The sequence below is a fragment of the Roseomonas sp. TF40 genome, from assembly GCF_057219975.1.
On record NZ_JBXVVR010000002.1, the window covers coordinates 705,657 to 724,029 of the forward strand.

Below are 18,373 nucleotides of genomic sequence, written 5' to 3' on the forward strand. Positions count from 1 at the left end.
AAGCGGCGCCCGACGCGCGACACTCGCGCCATGCGAACCGCACTCATCCTCGGCGCCGGCATCATGGGCCTCTCCACCGCCTGGGCGCTGTCGCGCGCCGGCTGGGCGGTGCGGGTGGTGGAGCAGGATCCGGTGCCGAACCCGCGCGGCTCCTCGGTGGATGACCACCGGCTGATCCGCCACGCCTATGGCGCCGAGACCGGCTACATGCGGATGATCGACCCGGCCTATCGCGCCTGGGCGCGCCTCTTCGCCGAGGCCGGAGAGAGCCCGCTTGTCGAGACCGGCGTGCTGGCGCTCGCCGGCGGCACCGGGGGATGGATCGCCGACAGCCACGCGGCGCTGGCCGGGGATGGGCATGCCGTCACGGACCTGACCCCCGCGGCGGTCGCCGCGCGCTACCCTTTCCTCGCGCCCGAGGGCATCGCCCGCGCCTTCCATACCCCGCGCGGCGGCGTGCTGCTGGCGCGGCGCATCATCGAGATCCTGGCCGCGCTGCTCGCGCGCCGCGGCGTTGCCTTCGAGACCGCGACGGTGCGCGAGGTGGATGGCGCGGCCGGGCGGCTCAGCCTCACCGATGGGCGGGTTCTGGGCGCCGAGCTGGTGGTGGTCGCGGCCGGGCCCTGGGGGCCAAGGCTGATCCCGGGGCTTGCGGCGCGGGTGCGCCCCACGCGTCAGGTAGTGGTGCGACTCGCCCCGCCGCCCGGCCTTGCCGAGGCCTGGGCGCGGGCGCCCATGCTGCTCGACATCGGCACCACCGATGGCTTCTACGCCGTCCCGCCCGTGGCGGGCACGCCGCTCAAGATCGGCGATCACAAATTCGCCGCCACCCACGACCCGGACGGGCCGCGCGAGGTCACCCCGGCGGAGATCGAGGCCATCCTCGGCCTCGCCCGGGGTCGGATCCGCGACCTCGGCGCCTATCGCGTGCTCTCGGCCGGCGCCTGCTGGTACGATGTGGAGCCGGAGGAGCATTTCGTGGTCGAGCCCCTCGGCGCGCGCGGCTTCGTGATGTCGGGCTTCTCCGGCCATGGCTTCAAGTTCGGCGCGCTGCTCGGCCTCGCGGTCGCGCGCGCCGCGGCCGACCCCGCGCTGGCCGCTGTCCTGCCCGGCTGGGCGGCCGGGCGCACCCCGCCACCCCCCGGCCTGCTCCCCGAGGATATCGCCGCATGACCACCGCGACCCAGGACCTCATCCTCGGCCTGACCAAGGTCATCGACCTGCCCGGCCTGACCGAGGCCGCCGGCGCGCCGCTCGGCGCCGAGGACATCGCCGCGCTGATCGAGGAGGCGTCGCGCTTCACGCGCGAGCAGATGGCGCCGGGCTGGCAGCAGGCGGACCGCCACGGCGCGCGCTACGCGAACGGCACCGTCACCACGCCGCCGCACTACACGCCCCTGATGCAGGCCTGGATCGACAGCGGCTGGCAGGGTGTCTCCGCCCCCGAGGCGCATGGCGGGCAGGGGCTGCCGCACAGCATCTGGACGGCGGTGACGGAGCTCGCCTCCGCCGCCGACATGGCCTTCTTCCTGGCGCCGGTGTTGACCGCGGGGGCGATCGACCTGCTGGTGCAGTACGGCACGGCGGACCAGCAGGCGCGCTTCCTGCCGCACCTCGTCACCGGGGCCTGGAACGGCACCATGTGCCTGACCGAACCCCAGGCGGGCAGCGACCTCGCCGCGCTGCGCACCCGCGCCGAACCGCTGCCGAATGGCCGCTACGCGCTGCATGGGCAGAAGATCTACATCACCTGGGGCGAGCACGAGACCACGCCCAACATCCTGCACCTGGTCCTCGCCCGCCTGCCCGGCGCGCCGGAGGGCTCGCGCGGCATCTCGCTCTTCGCCGCGCCGAAGATCCTGCCGGACGGGACGCGCAACGCGCTGCGCTGCGGCGGCATCGAGCACAAGATGGGCATCCACGCCTCGCCCACCTGCATCATGCTGTTCGATGGGGCCGAGGCCGAGCTGGTGGGCGAGCCGCATCGCGGGCTCAACGCCATGTTCGCCATGATGAACGCCGCGCGGCTCGGCGTGGGGGTGCAGGGCGTGGGGCAGGGGGCGCGGGCGCTGGAACTCGCGCAGGCCTATGCGGCGCAGCGCAGCCAATCTGGCCGGGTCATCGCCCAGCACGCCGATGTCGCCCGCATGCTGGCCGAGATGCGCGCCATCACCCTGGCCGGGCGGCTGCTGACGCTGGAAGCCGCCGCCGCGCTCGACCGCCATCACCTCCTGCACGATGAGGCGGCGGCCACGCGACTCGCGCTGCTGATCCCGATCGTGAAATCCTGGTGCACCGATCGCGGGGTGGAGGTCGCCTCCCTGGGCATCCAGGTGCATGGCGGCATGGGCTTCGTGGAGGATAGCGGCGCCGCCCAGGTGCTGCGCGACGCCCGCATCGCGCCGATCTATGAGGGCACGAACGGCATCCAGGCGCTGGATTTGATGCTGCGCAAGGTGGCCAAGGATGGCGGGGCGGCGATGCGCGCCCTGCTGGCCGAGGTCGCCGCGGCCGATCCGCGCCTGGCCGGCACGGCCGCGCGGGTCGGCGAGGCCACGTCCAGCCTCATCGCCCTGGTGGCGAGCGACGCGGAAGCCGCGAACTCCCTCGCCGTGCCCTATCTGGAGGCCTGCGGCTGGCTGCTGGGCGGGTGGATGCTGGTGCGCGCCGCCGCGGCCGAGCCTGACCATGCCGCAATCGCAAGCTTCTACCTCGCGCGCCTGATGCCGCGTGCGGAGGCGCGATGCACGGAAATTGGCCAGGGGTCGCTGGCGCCGCCGCCCGGGCTGCGCTAACCCGCGATCCATGCCTCTTGCAGCCGAGCGGCTCGCCCGCATCTGGTCTTGACCGTCATGACAGCCGCCCTCTCCACCCCCGCCCTGCACCGCCCCCGTCGGAAGGTCGCCATCATCGGCGCCGGACCGGGGGGCCTCGCCGCCGCCATGATGCTGGCCGCCTCCGGCGCCCGGGTCACGGTCTATGAGAAGGATGGGGTGGTGGGCGGGCGCACCCGCACCCTGACCTCTCCCGGCGGCTACAGCTTCGACCTGGGGCCCACCTTCTTCCTCTACCCGCGCGTGCTGAAGGAGATCTTCTCCCGCTGCGGGGCGGATCTGGAGCAGGAAGTCGATCTGCGGCGGCTCGACCCGCAATACCGCCTGATCTTCGAACAGGGCGGACAAGCCCAGATGCTCGACGCCTGCGCCGATTTCGCGCGGATGGAAGAGCAGATCGCGCGCTTCTCGCCCGAGGATGCGAAGGGGCTGCGCCCCTTCATGGAAGAGAACCGCGCCAAGCTCGCTGCCTTCAAGCCGGTGCTGGAACGCGCCTTCACCACCGCCGCCGACATGGTGCGGCCGGACATGCTGAAGGCGCTGCCGCTGATGAAGCCCTGGTCCACCGTGGACCGCGACCTCGGCCGGCACTTCCGCGACCCGCGCGTGCGCCTCGCCTTCAGCTTCCAGACCAAATACCTGGGCATGAGCCCGTTCAAATGCCCCGCACTCTTCACCATCCTCTCCTTCCTGGAATACGAGCACGGGGTCTTCCACCCGATCGGCGGCTGCGGCGCCGTCTCCAACGCCATGGCGCGCGTGGCGGAACGGATGGGCGCGGAATTCCGGCTCAACACCCCGGTCGATCGCATCGCCTTCGAGGGCAAGCGCGCCAAGGGTGTCGAGATCGGCGGGGCGCGGCATGACTACGACGCGGTGGTGGTGAACGCGGATTTCGCGCACGCCATACCGAAGCTCATCCCCGACCATCTGCGCCGCGGCTGGAAGGACAGGAAGATCGGCAAGGCGCGCTATTCCTGCTCGACCTTCATGCTCTATCTCGGCCTCGACATCCCGCTGCCGGATGTCGCACACCACAATGTCATCCTCTCCGAGCAGTACCGCGAGAATATCGGCCAGATCGAGAACGGCACGATCCCCGAGATCCCCTCGCTCTACGTGCAGCACGCCGGCGCGACGGACCCGACGATGGCACCCCCGGGCCACTCCGCGCTCTACGTCCTCGTGCCCGTGCCGAACCTGATCAAGCAGCCCGATTGGCCCGCCCAGTCGGCCCGCTTCCGCGAAGTGGCGCTTGACCGGCTGAAGGTGCTCGGCCTCGGCAACATCCGCCAGCACATCAAGTACGAACGCATCGTCGCCCCCCAGGATTGGGAAAGCGACTTCGCGGTGGGCTATGGCGCCACCTTCAACCTCAGCCACGAATTGCCGCAGATGCTGCTGTTCCGCCCGGGCAACCGCTTCCGCGACGTCGAGGGCGTCTACCTGGTCGGCGGCGGCACACACCCGGGCAGCGGCCTGCCCGTGATCTACGAAGGGGCCCGCATCACGACAAGCCTGCTGGCCCAGGACCTCGGCCTGTCCGGCGCCTCGAGCCTGCCCGTCCCCGGCAGCCCGCTCGCCACGGCGACCCCCGCGGAGGCCTGAACGCTGAGCAGGTTGGGGGCGCTGGCCAAGGGGGCCTTGCCCCCTTGGAACCCCCACCAGGAGGCTTAGCCTCCTGGACCTCGGTCAGTTCAGCGGGGAGAGGGAGGGGGGCACTTTGGCCCCCCTCCCTCTCCCCGCTTAAGACTAACGGTGGGGTCCGGGGAGCCTCAGGCTCCCCGGCCGGGGGTCCAGGGGGCAGCGCCCCCTGGCGAACCGCCCCAACATGCTAAGGTTCGAGCCTACGGAGGGATGCGCGCATGGCGGATCGTGTGGTGGTGGTCGGTGGTGGTCTGGGTGGTCTCGCGGCGGCGGCGGTGGCGGCGGCGCGCGGGCACAAGGTGACGCTGCTCGACAAGAATCCCTGGCTTGGTGGCAAGGCCGCGGTGTTGCATCTCGATGCGCCGGATGGCTCGGGGCAGTTCCGTTTCGACATGGGGCCGACCATCCTGACCGTGCCGCGCGTGTTGCGCCGGATCTATGCCGAGGCCGGGCGTGACCAGGCGCGGGAGTTGCCGTTGATCCGGCTCGATCCGCAGTGGCGTTGTTTCTTCGAGGACGGCACGCAGATCGACCTCATGGCCGATGTCGCGACGATGCAGGCCGAGATCGAGAAGTTCGCGCCGGGCCGTGGCCTGGGCGAGGGCTACCGGAAGTTCCAGGAGGAGAGCCGGCACCTGCATGGGGTGTCGGAGAAATTCTTCTTTTGGCGTCCGGTCGAGGGTGTGACCGACACAATCGACATGAAGGCCAACCTCAACCCGTCCACCATTCGCGATGTGTTGAGCCTGCGCATGGGCTCCACCGCGGCGAAGGTGATTCGCGGCCATGTGCCGGATGCGCGCCTCGCGCAGATGCTCGACCATTACTGCCAGTATATCGGCTCCTCGCCCTATCTGGCGCCGGCGGTGGTGTGTTCGATCGGCGACATGCAGGCCAGCGAGGGCGTGTGGTATCCGGTGGGTGGCACGCGCGCGGTGGCCGAGGGGCTGGCGAAGCTCGCCGCCGAATTGGGCGCCGATCTGCGCCCGAACAGTGAGGTCACGGGCTTCGACGTGCAGGATGGCGCGGTGAAGGGCGTCTATGTCGGCTCTGAGCGCATCGCCTGCGATGCCGTGATCTCCAACATGGATGCGATCCGCACCTACAAGGAGCTGGTCGGCGGCGATGTGGGCCGCAAGTATGAGAAGAAGGGCTTCGAGCCGGCGTGCAGCGGCGTGGTGCTCTATCTCGGCCTCAACAAGCGCTACGATCACCTCGCGCATCACTGCTTCGTCTTCTCCCGCGATGCGGAGGAGGAGTTCGACGCGATCTACAAGAAGGGCGAGCCCGCGCCCGACCCCACCGCCTATCTCGCCGCCACCTCCTGCAGCGACGACACCACGGCGCCGGCGGGGGGCGAGGCGCTCTATGTGCTGGTGCACACGCCGCATCTGCGCCCGCATCATGACTGGTCGAAGATGCTGCCGGCCTATCGCCAGACCATCCTCGACAAGCTGAAGCGCACGGCGGGGATGGAGGATATCGAGGAGCGGATCGTGGTGGAGGGGCATCTCACGCCCGTCGATATCCACAACCGCTACAAGGTGCTGGATGGTGCGATCTACGGGCTGGCGAGCCACGGCAGCTTCACCGGCGCCTTCAAGCCGGGCAATCGCTCCAAGCATGTGAAGGGGCTCTATCTGTGCGGCGGGGCCGCGCATCCGGGTCCGGGCATGCCGATGGTGATGATGTCCGGCTGGATCGCCGCCGACGCGCTGGACCGCGACCGCGGCGGGCGCGGCATGAGCGACGCGGCGCGCGAGGCAGGCCGGCGCGAGGCTGAACTGGCCGCGGCGGAGTGACGACATTGCAGGAACAGACTTACGGCGGCCCGCGATGCGGGCCGAGCGGCCGAATGGCCGCCGCGCCAAGTGGCGCGAAGGCAAGCCGGCGGATGCCGGCGCCTGTCACGCCGCAGGCGTGCCTGCGGCACGACGTTTGAGGGCGCAATAGACATGAACGCCGTGGCGCCAGGCAGGAAGGAGAACGCGGCGGATCCCGTCGCGCTCTACGACCCGCGGCGCATGGCGTTCTTCCACTTCATGTTTTCCCGCTTCTTCGGCAAGCACATGCGTGCGGCGCGCGTCGCGCAATGGGGCATGCCGGTTGAGTATGGCGAGCGCCCGCTGGTGGTCTTCGCGAACCATCCGGGCTGGTGGGACGGCGTGGCCTTCATGCTGCTCTCCCAGGCGCTGTTCAGGCCGCGGCGCATGTTCATCCCGATGGATGCGGCCGCGCTGAACCGCTACGGCTTCATGCGGCGCCTGGGCGTCTTCGGCATCGAGACCGGCACGCCGCGCGGCGCGGCCCTGTTCCTGCGCAACGCGAAGCAGGTGCTGGCCGCGCCCGGGCACATGCTCTGGATGAATGCGCCCGGCCGTTTCTCGGATGTGCGCGAGCGCCCCGTGCCCATCGCCATCGGCATGTCGCGCCTGCCCGAGATCGCGCCCGAGGCGCTCTTCATTCCGCTCGCGCTCGACTATCCCTTCTGGACCGAGCGCAAGGCCGAGATGCTGGCCGCCTTCGGCCCCGCTATCCCCGCCGCCGAGCTGCTGGCGCTGGACCGGGAGGCGCGGCTGGGCGCGCTCTCGGCCGCGCTGGGCGCGACCATGGATCGCCTCACGGAGGATGCCATCGCGCGCGACCCGGCGCGTTTCCACGCGCTGCTCCGCGGGAAGGAGGGCATGGGCGGAATCTATGATGGCTGGCGCCGCTTGCGCGCGGCCCTGCGCGGCAAAACATTTGACGCGCGGCACGACCCGCAGCACGAATCCCCGCAACAACCGGGGCGGGAGCGGATCTAGAGGATGACGATGGACTTCACCTGGGCGTGGATCGCCCTGTTCCTGGCCACCTTCCCGGCGACGATGGGCGTGATCAACCTCTTCCTCGTGCGCCCGCCCGAGGGCAAGCCCGCCACCGGCACGCTCGTCTCCATCCTGATTCCCGCGCGCAACGAGGAAGCCAACATCGCCGCCTGCCTCGACGCTGCCCTCGCCTCTCAGGGCGTGGCGATCGAGGTGGTCGTGATGGATGACGGCTCCACCGACCGCACGCCGGCGATCGTGCAGGCCATCGCGGCGCGCGATCCGCGCGTGCGGCTGCAGGTGGCACCCACCCTGCCGCCCGGCTGGACCGGCAAGGTGCATGCCTGCGCCCGCCTGGCGGAGGCCGCGCGGGGCACGCATTTCCTCTACATCGACGCCGATGTGCGCCTGGCGCCGAATGCCGCCGCCGACATGGCCGGCCATGCCGCGCGCACCGGCGCGGCCATGGTCACGGGCGTGCCGCGCCAGTTGATCGGCAGCTTCGGTGAGGCGGCGACGGTGCCCTTCATCAATTTCCTGCTGTTCTGCTACCTGCCCGGCGGCGGCCGTGCGTTCACGAAGCGCCCGGGCATGGCGGCGGCCTGCGGCCAGCTTCTGCTGGTGGAGCGCGAGGCCTATCTCGCCACCGGCGGGCACACCGCCATCAAGGGCCTGCTGCATGACGGGCTGGCGCTCGCGCGCCGGATGCGTGAGCGCGACCTCGCCACCGAGATCGTCGAGGGCGCGGGGCTGGCCACCTGCCGCATGTATACCGGCTTCGCGGAATCCTGGCGCGGCTTCATCAAGAATGCGCGGGAGGGCATGGCCACGCCGGTCGGCCTGCCGATCTGGACGGTGATGCTGGCCGGCGCGCATCTCTGGCCCTTCGTCTTCCTGCCGGGCAGCACGGCGGCGATCCTCGCGCTGGCCATCGGCTTCGCCCTGCGCGCCGCGGTGACCCTGCGCGTGCGCGAACCCTGGTGGACCATCCCGCTGCATCCGGTGACGGTGGCGGTGGCGCTGGCGATCCAGTGGACGGCGCTGGTGCGCGGGCTGATGGGCAAGCCGGCCGGCTGGAAGGGCCGCGCCTATTCCGGCAACGCGGCCTGACGAGATGAAGGGCACTTCGCCACGCGCGCAATCGAGCCACCGGCGGACCGCAGCGCGGTCCGAGGCGCCGAATGGCGCCCGCCGCCAATGCGGCGAGCCAAGCGGCCGGATGGCCGCGCCCGGCGCTTGAGGGCGCAAGAAAGCGCCAATGGACCGCTGCAAGCGGCCATTGGCGTCGCGCCGGTACCGCCGACGCGCGACGAGAACAGCGAGAATTTCCCGGTCGCCTCGCGCCTGCTGCCGCCCGAATTGCGGCCGAAGGTCCTGGCCTTCTACCGCTTCGTCCGCACCGCCGACGACATCGCCGATTCCGCCACGCTGAGCCCGGCGGAGAAGCTCGCGCGGCTGGGCGCGATGCAGCGCCAGCTCGAGGATCCTGCCGGCCCGCTGGCGGAAGTCGGCACGGCGGAGGCCGCGCTGCTGCTCGACGCCTTCCGCCAGGATTCGGTGCAGAACCGGTATGCCGACTGGGCGGCGCTGGAAGACTATTGCGCCCGCAGCGCCGAGCCGGTGGGGCGGATGCTGCTGCGCCTGCATGGCGAGGATGCGCAAGGCGCGGCGGCGGCCTCGGATGCGCTCTGCACCGCGCTGCAGATCCTCAACCATCTGCAGGATCTGGTGCCGGATCGCGATGCGATGGACCGCATCTACCTGCCCACGCCCTGGATGGACCTCGCCGGTGGTGAGGCCACTTTCTTCGCGCCGGCGAATGCGCGGCGCCGCGCCGTGCTCGATGCCGCGCTCGACCGGGTGGAGGCCCAGCTCGAGGTCGCGGCGGCGCTGCCGCGGCTGCTGCGCTCGCGGCTGCGGCGCCAGGCGCAGGTGACGCTGGCGCTGGCCTGGCGGCTGCTGGCGAAGCTGCGCGCGGCGGATCCGGTGGCGGGGCGGGTCGCGCTCGGCAAGCTCGACTTCGCCGCCGCTTTCGCCGGGCTTGCGCTCGCCCCGCCTTCCGACGCCGCCGTGGTGCTGGCGCGGGTGACGCGTGCGAAATCCTCCTTCGCGCGTGGCATGCGCGTGCTGACCGGCGCGCGGAGGCGCGCGCTGTTTGCCGTCTATGGCTTCTGCCGCGCGGTGGACGACATCGCCGATGGCGCGATGCCCGAGGCCGAGAAGCGCCGCGCGCTGGCGGCCTGGCGCCGCAAGCTCGCCGCGCCCGATTGCGCGCTGTCGCGCGAACTGGCGCAGGCGCGCCTGGCCTTCGCGTTGCCGCTGGCGGAATGCGAGGCGATGATCGCCGGCATGGAGACCGACGCCACGCCCGCGCTCCGCCTGCCGGACGAGGATTCGCTCGAGCTCTACACGCGCCGTGTGGCCGGCAGCGTCGGCGCGATGGCGGTGCGGATCTTCGGCGCGCCGGGGGCGGAGAGCTTCGGTCTCGCGCTCGGCCGCACCTTCCAGCTCGTGAACATTCTCCGCGACGTGGATGAGGATGCGGGGCTCGATCGCGTCTATGTGCCGGCGAGTCTGCTGGCGGCGCATGGGGTGCAGGAGAATGAGGCCGCGCGCATCGTCGCCCATCCCGGCTTCCCCGCTTGCTGCGCGGCCCTGGCCGCCCGCGCCGCGGAGGGTTTCGCCGAGGCCGAGCGGGAGATCGCGCAGCACGATGCGCGCGCGCTGAAGCCGGCGCGGGTGATGATGTGGGGCTATCGCCGGCTCTTCGAGCGCATGCAGGCGCGCGGCTACGCGCTGCCCCGCCCCCGTCCGCGCCTGACGCGGGCCGAGAAGCTGCGCATGGCGCTGCTGTCGCTATGACTATTCATGTGGTGGGCGCTGGTCTCGCGGGCCTCGCGGCCGGGCTGCACCTGGCCCGGTCTGGCCAGCGCGTGGTGGCGCATGAGGCCTCGCCCGGCGCCGGCGGCCGCGCCCGCGCTTTGCCCGACGGCACCGACAACGGCACCCATGCGCTGCTCGGCGCCAACCGCGCCGCGCTGCGCTTCCTGGCTTCCATCGGCGGGCGCGAGGGCTGGGTGGAACCGGAGCCCGAGGGCCTGCCCGTGCTCGACCTCGGCGACCACTCTGCGCGGCAGGTTGCGCTGTCGCCGCTGGGCTGGACGCGCCCGGCGCGGCGGCCAGTGGGGCTGACCTTCGGCGGCCTCTTCGCCCTGCTGCGCCTGGCTTTTCCCGGCGGCGACCGCAGCGTCGCCGCGGCCTTCGCGCGCCACCCGGCGCTGCACCGCTCGCTGGTCGAGCCGCTGACCGTCGCCGCGCTCAACACCCCCACCGCCGAGGCGTCGTCGCGCCTGCTCGGCAGCGTGCTGCTGCGGCTGGGCCGGCCGGGTGCGGCGCGGCTCTATGTCGCGGCGCGGGGGCTGGGACCGGACATGATCGCCCCCGCACTGGCCACCCTCGCCTGCTACGGCGCCACCGTACGCACCGGGGCCCGGCTGCGCGCCCTGGTGGTGGCGGGCGGGCGGCTCGCCGCGCTGGATTTCGGCGACCATGTCATCACCCTCGAGCCCGGGGATTCCGCGGTGCTGGCGCTGCCCCCCTGGGAGGTCGCGAAGCTGCTGCCGGAGGTGCCGACGCCGCTGCACCATGCGCCGATCCTCAACCTGCATTTCACCCTGGAGAATGAGGGCCCGGTGCGCTTCATCGGGCTGCTCGGCGGCCTCGCGCAGTGGGTGCTGGTGCGGCCGGGCGGGGTCTCCGTCACCGTCAGCGCCGCCGATGCCTCGGTCGGCCTCAGCGAGGCCGAAGCCGCCGCCCTGATCTGGCCCGAGGTGCGGGAGGCCGCGCAGCGCTTCGGCCTGCCGGGCGAATGGCCGCTGGCGAGCCCGCCCGCCCGTGCGGTGCGCGAACGCCGTGCCACGCCGCGCCACGGGGTCGGCCCGCGCCCTACGCCGCCGCGCCTGGTGCTGAGCAACCTCGCCTTGGCCGGCGACTGGACCGTGCCGAGCCTGCCCGCGACCATCGAGGCCGCCATCCGCTCCGGCGAGGCCGCCGCGCGCACCCTGCTGCGGCGGCGCGCATGACGCGAGATCGCGCAGATCGCAAGCGATCTGCCCTCAGGCGCCGGCGCTTCGCTGGGCTCGCCGCACTGGCGGCGGCGGCCATTCGGCCGCTCGGCCGGCCTTGCCGGCCGCGGGCTCCGGGCCAAGGACTCCGGCATGACCCCTTCTGAAGCCCTCGCCAGCCTGCGCGCAGCCGAGGCGCGCGACGGCCTCATCGGTCTCGACCAGCGCCGCGCGCTGCTCGCCGCGCTCGTCACGGCCCTGCTGACCCGTGCCGAGGATATCGCCCAGGCCCTGGATGCCGATTACGGCGGGCGGTCGCGGCTCGATACGCTGCTCGCGGATGTGGTCTGCGTGATGGATGCCGCGCGCTTCGCCCGGCGCAAGCTGCGCGGCTGGGCGCGCCCGCGCTGGGTGCGCCCCCCCTTCCCCTTCTGGCCGGCGAGCGCCAGGGAGGAGCCCGTGCCCAAGGGCGTGGTCGGCATCATGGCGCCCTGGAACTACCCGGTGCAGCTTGCGCTCATTCCCGTGGTGGATGCGCTGGCGGCGGGCAACCGCGTGGCGGTGAAGCCCTCCGAGGCCACGCCGCGCACCGCCGCCCTGATCGGCGAGATCCTGGCCGCCGCCCTCGGGCCGTCCATCGCCGCCACGGTGCAGGGCGGGGCGGATGTCGCCGCCGATTTCGCCGCCCAGCCCTGGGACCACCTGTTCTTCACCGGCGGCACCGAGACCGGGCGGAAGGTGGCGCTGGCGGCGGCGGCGAATCTCGTGCCGGTCACCCTCGAACTGGGCGGGAAATGCCCGGCCGTGGTGCTGCCCGGCGCGGATCTGGCGCGGGCTGCGCGCGACATCCTGGTGGGCAAGGCGGTGAATGCCGGCCAGACCTGCATCGCCCCCGACACGGTCCTGCTGGTCGGCCACAGCGAAGCCGCCTTCGCGGCCGCCTGCCGCGCCACCGGCATCGCCCTGCCCGAGGGCGGCATCGCGAGCGACGCGCAGGCGGCGCGGCTCGACCGGCTGCTGGCGGGCGTGGCGCTGACCAGGCTCGGCCCGGACGGGCCCGGCCGGCGGCGCGCCCTGGCGCTGGCCCCCGCCGCCCCGGGCTCGGCCCTGGAGCGGGAGGAGATCTTCGGCCCCGTGCTCGGCGTGGTGGCGCTGCCGGATCTGTCCGCGGCATTGGGCTGGATGGCGCGGCAGCCGCCGCCGCTCGCCATCTACCTGTTCGGCGCCAGCCGGGCGGAGGAGGCGGCGGTGGCCGCCGCCACGCGCTCGGGCGCCCTCGTCTGCGACCGGGCGGTGGAATACGCCGCCTTCAGCGATCTCGGCTTCGGGGGCGTGGGGGCCTCGGGCCAGGGCCGCTACCACGGGTTGCAGGGTTTCCGGACCTTCTCACATTTCCGTGCGCGGGTGCGGCATGGGCGGTGGAGTCTTTCCCGACTCTTTGATCTGCCTAGAAAATCCTTCGCCGAACGGTTGATCGCAAAGCTGGTCAATCCTCGATAGCGCTGGCATCCTCCGCGTGTGAACGCAGGAGGCGAGTGAATGCCGGAACTCCACACGCGCCGGCTGCATCTTCGCCTGCCGACCCTGGCCGATGCGGCGCCGCTCGCCGCCCTGATGACCCCCGGAATCAGCGCCCGCCTCGCCTCCTGGCCCGCCCGGCTGGATGAGGCCGCTGCCGCGCAGCGGATCGCCCGGGCGCTGGTCGATTTCCAGGCCGGCCAGGCCATGCCGCTGGTCATCTGCCGGCGGGAGGATCAGGCCGTGCTCGGCTGGATCGGCGCGCGCCGGCACGACCAGGCGCGCCGCCTTGCCGTGCTGACCTATTGGGTCGGCGAGGCGCATCGCGGCCAGGGCCTGATGCGCGAGGCCGCGCCCGCCGCGCTCGAGCAGGGCTTCACCTGCCTCGGCGTGGACCATGTCCATGCCGCGGTGCAGAGCGACAATGCGCAATCCCGCGCCGTGCTGAGGGCGCTGGGCATGCGGCTGATCGAGCTCGGCCGCATCTGGTGCGATGCGCGCGACCGGCACGAATCCTGCGAATGGTGGGGGCTCGATCGCCCCGGCCCGGCCCTGCGTGAGGCCCCCCCCGTGGCGCTGGCGGCACCGCCTGCCCTGGCCGGGCAGCTCGCCGCCGGTTGACGCTCCGCCTGCCATCCCGCATCTGCGCCCTGTGTGGGCAGGATCGGGCATGTGGGCGTTTCCGAGGGTAGGGGCATGAGCCTGGCGCCGCTGCGCCTCGCCCGGCTTCGCCTCACCGATTTCCGCAGCTACGCCGCCTTCGATGCCCGGTTCGACGGCCGCATCGTGCTGATCGCGGGCGAGAACGGCGTGGGCAAGACCAATCTGCTGGAAGCCATCAGCCTGCTCGGCCCTGGCCGCGGCCTGCGCGGCGCGCGCGGGGCGGAGATCGGCCGCCGGGGAGCAGAGGGTGCCGCCCCCTGGGCCGCCTGGGGCCGCTTCACGCGCGGCGGGATGACGCATGAGATCGGCACCGGCACGCTGAGTACAGCAGGGGGGGGCGAAGCGGGCGCGGAGGCGCGCCGGCGCTACCGGCTGGATGGCGAGCCCGTTTCCTCCCAGGCCGAGCTGGCCGAGATCGCCGCCGCCGTCTGGCTGACGCCGCAGATGGACCGGCTGTTCCAGGAAGGCGCCTCGGGCCGGCGCCGCTTCCTCGATCGGCTCGTCTGGGCGCTGGAGCCCGGCCATGCGCGGGAGGTCGCGGCGCATGACACGGCCATGGCCGGGCGCAACCGCCTGCTGGCGGAGGGGCGGCGCGATGCGCGCTGGCTGGCGGCGCTGGAGGATGCGATGGCGCGCCATTCCGTGGCCGCCGTCGCCGCGCGCCGGGCGCTGGTGGCGCGGCTCAACGCGCTGCTCGAGGCCGGCACGGCCACCGGCGCCTTCCCCGCCGCCCGGCTGAGCCTGGCCTGCCCCATCGCCACGGCGCTGGACGAAGCCCCGGCGCTGGCGGTGGAGGAGCGGCTGCGGGAGGACCTCGCCCGCGGCCGCGGCCGGGATGCCGCGGCGGGCGGCGCCCAGGCGGGGGCGCACCGCACCGATCTCGGCCTCGCCCATCTGCCGAAGGCCCTGCCGGCCGAGCTGTGCTCGACCGGGGAGCAGAAGGCGCTGCTGGTCTCGGTGGTGCTGGCCCATGCCGCGCTGATCGGCGGCGCGCGGGGCTTCGCGCCCCTGCTGCTGCTGGATGAGGTGGCCGCGCATCTGGACCAGCGGCGGCGCGAGGCACTCTACGCCGCCCTGGCGGAGCTGCCCGCGCAGGTCTTCCTGACGGGCACGGAGCCGGATATTTTCGCCCCGCTCCAGGGCCTGGCGGAGGGTTTCCGCGCCACGCCCGAGGGGCTGACTCCGCTGCACGATTACCGCGTGCCGAATCTGAGCTAAACCTTTATAACCGCGGGGTTTGGCCCCCCTTCGACCAGGAGCATCCTCCGGCATGTCCGACGCCACCCCGCCGACCCCGCAGACTGAGGGGGCGGAGGCCTATGACAGCGCCTCGATCACCGTGCTGCGCGGCCTCGAAGCCGTGCGGAAACGCCCGGGCATGTATATCGGCGACACCGATGATGGCTCCGGCCTGCATCACATGGCCTTCGAGATCATCGACAATGCGGTGGACGAGGCGCAGGCCGGCTACGCCACGCGCTGCGACCTGGTGCTGAACGGCGATGGCTCCGTCACCGTCACCGATGATGGACGCGGCATCCCCGTGGACATCCACGCCGAGGAAGGGGTCTCGGCCGCCGAGGTGGTGCTGACCCGCCTGCATGCGGGCGGCAAGTTCAACCAGAATTCCTACAAGGTTTCGGGCGGGCTGCACGGCGTCGGCGCGGCGGTGGTGAACGCGCTCTCCGAATGGATGGAAGTGCGCATCTGGCGCGACGGGCGCGAGCACTTCATCCGCTTCGAGCATGGCGAGACGGTGGTGCCGCTGAAGATCATCGGCCCCTCGGACCACAAGAACGGCACCGAGGTCACCTTCAAGCCGAGCAGCGGCACCTTCACCAGGACCGAATACGACTACGCCGTGCTGGAGCGCCGGCTGCGCGAGCTGGCCTTCCTGAATTCGGGCCTCGCCATCACGCTCAAGGATGACCGGCATGTGCCGGCCGTCGAGACCGCCTTCCAGTTCCATGGCGGGCTGGTCGCCTTCGTCGAGTGGCTCGACCGCAGCAAGGAATCGCTGTTCAAGCCGCCGATCAGCCTCGTCACCAAGGAGACGGACGGCATCCGCGTCGAGCTGGCGATGTGGTGGAACACCTCGCCGCATGAATTGGCGCTCTGCTACACCAACAACATCCCGCAGCGCGACGGCGGCACCCACCAGGCCGGCTTCCGCCAGGCGCTGACGCGCGTGGTGATGAAATACGCCGAGGAGATGGCGAAGAAGGAGAAGGTCGAGCTCATCGGCGACGACATGCGCGAGGGCCTGACCGCCGTGCTGTCGGTGAAGGTGCCGGACCCGAAATTCTCCTCCCAGACCAAGGACAAGCTGGTGTCCTCGGAAGTGCAGCCGGTGGTGCAGGTGGCGGTGGCGGATGCGCTGAGCCATTGGTTCGAGACGCATCCGAAGGAAGCCAAGCAGGTCATCGAGCAGGTCGTGCTCTCGGCCGCGGCGCGCAAGGCGGCACAGCTGGCGCGCGAGAAGGTGGGCCGCAAGAACGCGCTGGATATCTCCACGCTGCCCGGCAAGCTCGCCGACTGCCAGGAGAAGGACCCGGCCAAGTCCGAGATCTTCATCGTCGAGGGCGACAGCGCGGGCGGTTCCGCCAAGCAGGGCCGCGACCGGCGTTTCCAGGCGATCCTGCCGCTCAAGGGCAAGATCCTGAATGTCGAACGCGCGCGCATGGACAAGATGCTGTCCAGCGCGGAGATCGGCACGCTGATCACCGCGCTGGGCACGGGCATCGGCCCCGGCCCGGCGGAGAAGGGCGGCTTCGACGCCGACCGGCTGCGCTACCACCGCATCGTCATCATGACCGACGCCGATGTGGACGGCAGCCATATCCGCACGCTGCTGCTGACCTTCTTCTTCCGCCAGATGCCCTCGCTGATCGAGCGCGGGCATCTCTTCATCGCGCAGCCGCCGCTCTATCGCGCCAAGCGCGGCAATGACGAGCGCTACCTCAAGGACGACCGCGCGCTCGAGGACTTCCTGCTGGAGAAGGCGCTGTCCGGCGCACGGCTGCGCTTCGCGGATGAGCGTGTCGTCGCCGGGCCGGAGCTTGCCGAGGAGGTCGAGCGCCTGCGCCAGGTCGCAGCCCGCATCCGCCGCCTCGCGACGCAGGTGCCGGTGGGCGTGGTGGAGCAGGCGGCGGTGGCCGGCGCGCTGACGCTGGACCCCGAGCGCGCGCTGGCCGGTGCGGCGCTGCTCGCCACGCGGCTCGATGCGCTGGCCCCGCCTTCGGAGCGCGGCTGGAAGGCCACGGCGGATGCCGCCGGCCTGTCGCTGTTCCGCGTGGTGCGCGGCGTGACCGAGCGCCATCTGCTCGACCCCGCCGCGCTGCGCAGCGCCGAGGCACGCTGGCTGGATGAGCGGCGCGAGGTCTTCGCGCGTGACTATGCCGGCGGCCCCGCGATGCTCTCCTTCGACGGGCCGGAGCACGCGCAGCACGGCCCGCTGCTGGCCTTCGACCGCGTCATCGCGCAGGGACGGCGCGGCCTGACGATCCAGCGCTTCAAGGGCCTGGGCGAGATGAATCCCGACCAGCTCTGGAAGACCACGCTCGACCCCGCCGTGCGCACGCTGCTGCGCGTGCGCGTGGAGGATCTGGAGGATGCGGAGCAGGTCTTCTCGACCCTGATGGGCGACGTGGTGGAACCCCGCCGCGACTTCATCGTCGGCAACGCGCTGAAGGTCGCCAACCTCGACGTGTGAGGCGTGTGCCGCGAAGGCGTTGCCTTCGCGGCCCTCAAACCTGGCTGCCGTTAAGGCTCAGCCTTCATCAAAGCGCAGGCCGCGGGCGCGAATCAGCGCGCTCCACTTCGCCGTCTCCGACTGCATGTGCGCGGCCGCGCCATCCATCCCGGCCTCGGCCAGGATGAAGCCGACCTCGGCGGCGCGGGCGCGCACATCGGGCTGTGCGAGGCCATGCAGCGCGGCGGCGGAAAGGCGGCGCGCGATGGGGTCGGGCGTGGCGGCGGGCACCCACCACATGACCCAGCTATTCGCGTCGAAGCCCGGTGCCACGCTCTCGGCCATGGTCGGCACGTCGGGCAGGGCGGGCACGCGCGCGGTGGTGTTCACCGCCAGCGCCTGCAGCCCGCCCTGGCGGATCTGGCCCAGCGCGGCCGGCATGTCCGCGAACATGAAGTCCACCACGCCAGCGCGCAGGTCGGTCAGCGCCGGCGCCGTGCCGCGATAGCCGACCAGGGTGAAGTCGCCCCCGCTCGCCTGGCGGTACAGCTCGGCGGCGAGCTGGTGCGGCGTGCCGGAGCCCCCCGTGGCGCCCGAGAGGCGGCCGGGATTGGCTTTCACGAAGCGGTCGAATTCCTGGACATTGGCGAAGCGCCCGGGCCGCACGACCAGCACGAAGGGCGTCGTCGCCAGCCAGGCCAGCGGGCGGAAATCGGCCAGATCATAGCCCGGCTCGCGCATCATGAAGGGCGCGATGACCGAGGAGATGGGGGCGAGCAGCACCGTCGTGCCATCCGGCGCCGAGCGTGCGACCGAGCGCGTGCCCACCGCCGCGCCAGCGCCGGGGCGATTCTCCACCACCATGGGCTGGCCAAGGAAGCCCTGCATGTGCGGCGCCATGACGCGCGCGAGGATGTCGGGGCTGCCGCCGGGGGCGAAGGGGTTGATGAGCCGGACCGGGCCCGGCGGCGTCCAGTCTTGTCCCTGGGCTTGCGCGCGGGTCGCGCCCGGCAGCGCGGTGGCCAGTCCGCCCATGGCGGCGAGGCGCAGCGCATCGCGCCGCGAGAGGGTGTGCATGTTCTTGTGTCCCGGTGGGTGAAGCCTGTTGGCGCCGGTCTTCTGCGGGCCGGCCGCGCAATGATGGGGAGG

Annotated in this window: 13 protein-coding genes; 12 read left to right on the forward strand and 1 reads right to left on the reverse strand. The window is 72.1% G+C overall.

The window, feature by feature from the left end; translation table 11 throughout:
* The first annotated feature begins 30 nt into the window (after nt 1-30).
* From AC2D9U_RS09425 to gyrB, 12 genes are all read left to right on the forward strand, one after another.
* A complete protein-coding gene (locus AC2D9U_RS09425) occupies nt 31-1,173 on the forward strand; it encodes an FAD-dependent oxidoreductase (protein ID WP_484748220.1) in 1,143 nt (380 codons plus the stop codon).
* The gene (locus AC2D9U_RS09430) at nt 1,170-2,795 is read left to right on the forward strand and encodes an acyl-CoA dehydrogenase family protein (RefSeq protein ID WP_484748222.1); all 1,626 of its coding nucleotides are present in this window, start codon (nt 1,170-1,172) and stop codon (nt 2,793-2,795) included. Before AC2D9U_RS09425 ends, AC2D9U_RS09430 begins: the two co-directional genes overlap by 4 nt.
* 57 nt (nt 2,796-2,852) lie before the next feature.
* On the forward strand, nt 2,853-4,442 hold the full coding sequence (gene crtI, locus AC2D9U_RS09435; RefSeq protein ID WP_484748380.1) for a phytoene desaturase family protein: 1,590 nt from the start codon (nt 2,853-2,855) through the stop codon (nt 4,440-4,442).
* A gap of 257 nt (nt 4,443-4,699) precedes the next feature.
* Nucleotides 4,700-6,283: a phytoene desaturase family protein gene (locus AC2D9U_RS09440; protein WP_484748223.1), complete on the forward strand. Its 1,584-nt coding sequence runs from the start codon at nt 4,700-4,702 to the stop codon at nt 6,281-6,283.
* Between the two features lie 153 nt (nt 6,284-6,436).
* Nucleotides 6,437-7,285, forward strand: coding sequence for a lysophospholipid acyltransferase family protein (locus AC2D9U_RS09445; RefSeq protein WP_484748225.1), 849 nt, complete (start codon nt 6,437-6,439; stop codon nt 7,283-7,285).
* Between the two features lie 3 nt (nt 7,286-7,288).
* Nucleotides 7,289-8,398: a glycosyltransferase family 2 protein gene (locus tag AC2D9U_RS09450; RefSeq protein ID WP_484748227.1), complete on the forward strand. Its 1,110-nt coding sequence runs from the start codon at nt 7,289-7,291 to the stop codon at nt 8,396-8,398.
* Nucleotides 8,399-8,524: 126 nt separating this feature from the next.
* On the forward strand, nt 8,525-10,150 hold the full coding sequence (locus tag AC2D9U_RS09455) for a squalene/phytoene synthase family protein (RefSeq protein WP_484748230.1): 1,626 nt from the start codon (nt 8,525-8,527) through the stop codon (nt 10,148-10,150).
* Nucleotides 10,151-10,161: 11 nt separating this feature from the next.
* The gene (locus AC2D9U_RS09460; RefSeq protein ID WP_484748232.1) at nt 10,162-11,370 is read left to right on the forward strand and encodes a hydroxysqualene dehydroxylase; all 1,209 of its coding nucleotides are present in this window, start codon (nt 10,162-10,164) and stop codon (nt 11,368-11,370) included.
* A gap of 135 nt (nt 11,371-11,505) precedes the next feature.
* Entirely contained in the window at nt 11,506-12,852 is a 1,347-nt protein-coding gene (locus tag AC2D9U_RS09465; protein ID WP_484748233.1) for an aldehyde dehydrogenase family protein, read from the forward strand.
* Nucleotides 12,853-12,891: 39 nt separating this feature from the next.
* Entirely contained in the window at nt 12,892-13,491 is a 600-nt protein-coding gene (locus AC2D9U_RS09470; protein ID WP_484748234.1) for a GNAT family N-acetyltransferase, read from the forward strand.
* A gap of 75 nt (nt 13,492-13,566) precedes the next feature.
* Entirely contained in the window at nt 13,567-14,751 is a 1,185-nt protein-coding gene (recF, locus tag AC2D9U_RS09475) for a DNA replication/repair protein RecF (protein ID WP_484748236.1), read from the forward strand.
* A 52-nt stretch (nt 14,752-14,803) separates the two neighbouring features.
* On the forward strand, nt 14,804-17,245 hold the full coding sequence (gene gyrB / locus AC2D9U_RS09480; RefSeq protein ID WP_484748238.1) for a DNA topoisomerase (ATP-hydrolyzing) subunit B: 2,442 nt from the start codon (nt 14,804-14,806) through the stop codon (nt 17,243-17,245).
* 57 nt (nt 17,246-17,302) lie between these two features.
* Here gyrB and AC2D9U_RS09485 read toward each other — a convergent pair whose 3' ends face one another.
* Nucleotides 17,303-18,301, reverse strand: a complete 999-nt coding sequence (locus tag AC2D9U_RS09485) for a Bug family tripartite tricarboxylate transporter substrate binding protein (protein WP_484748240.1) — start codon at nt 18,299-18,301, stop codon at nt 17,303-17,305.
* Nucleotides 18,302-18,373 lie beyond the last annotated feature (72 nt).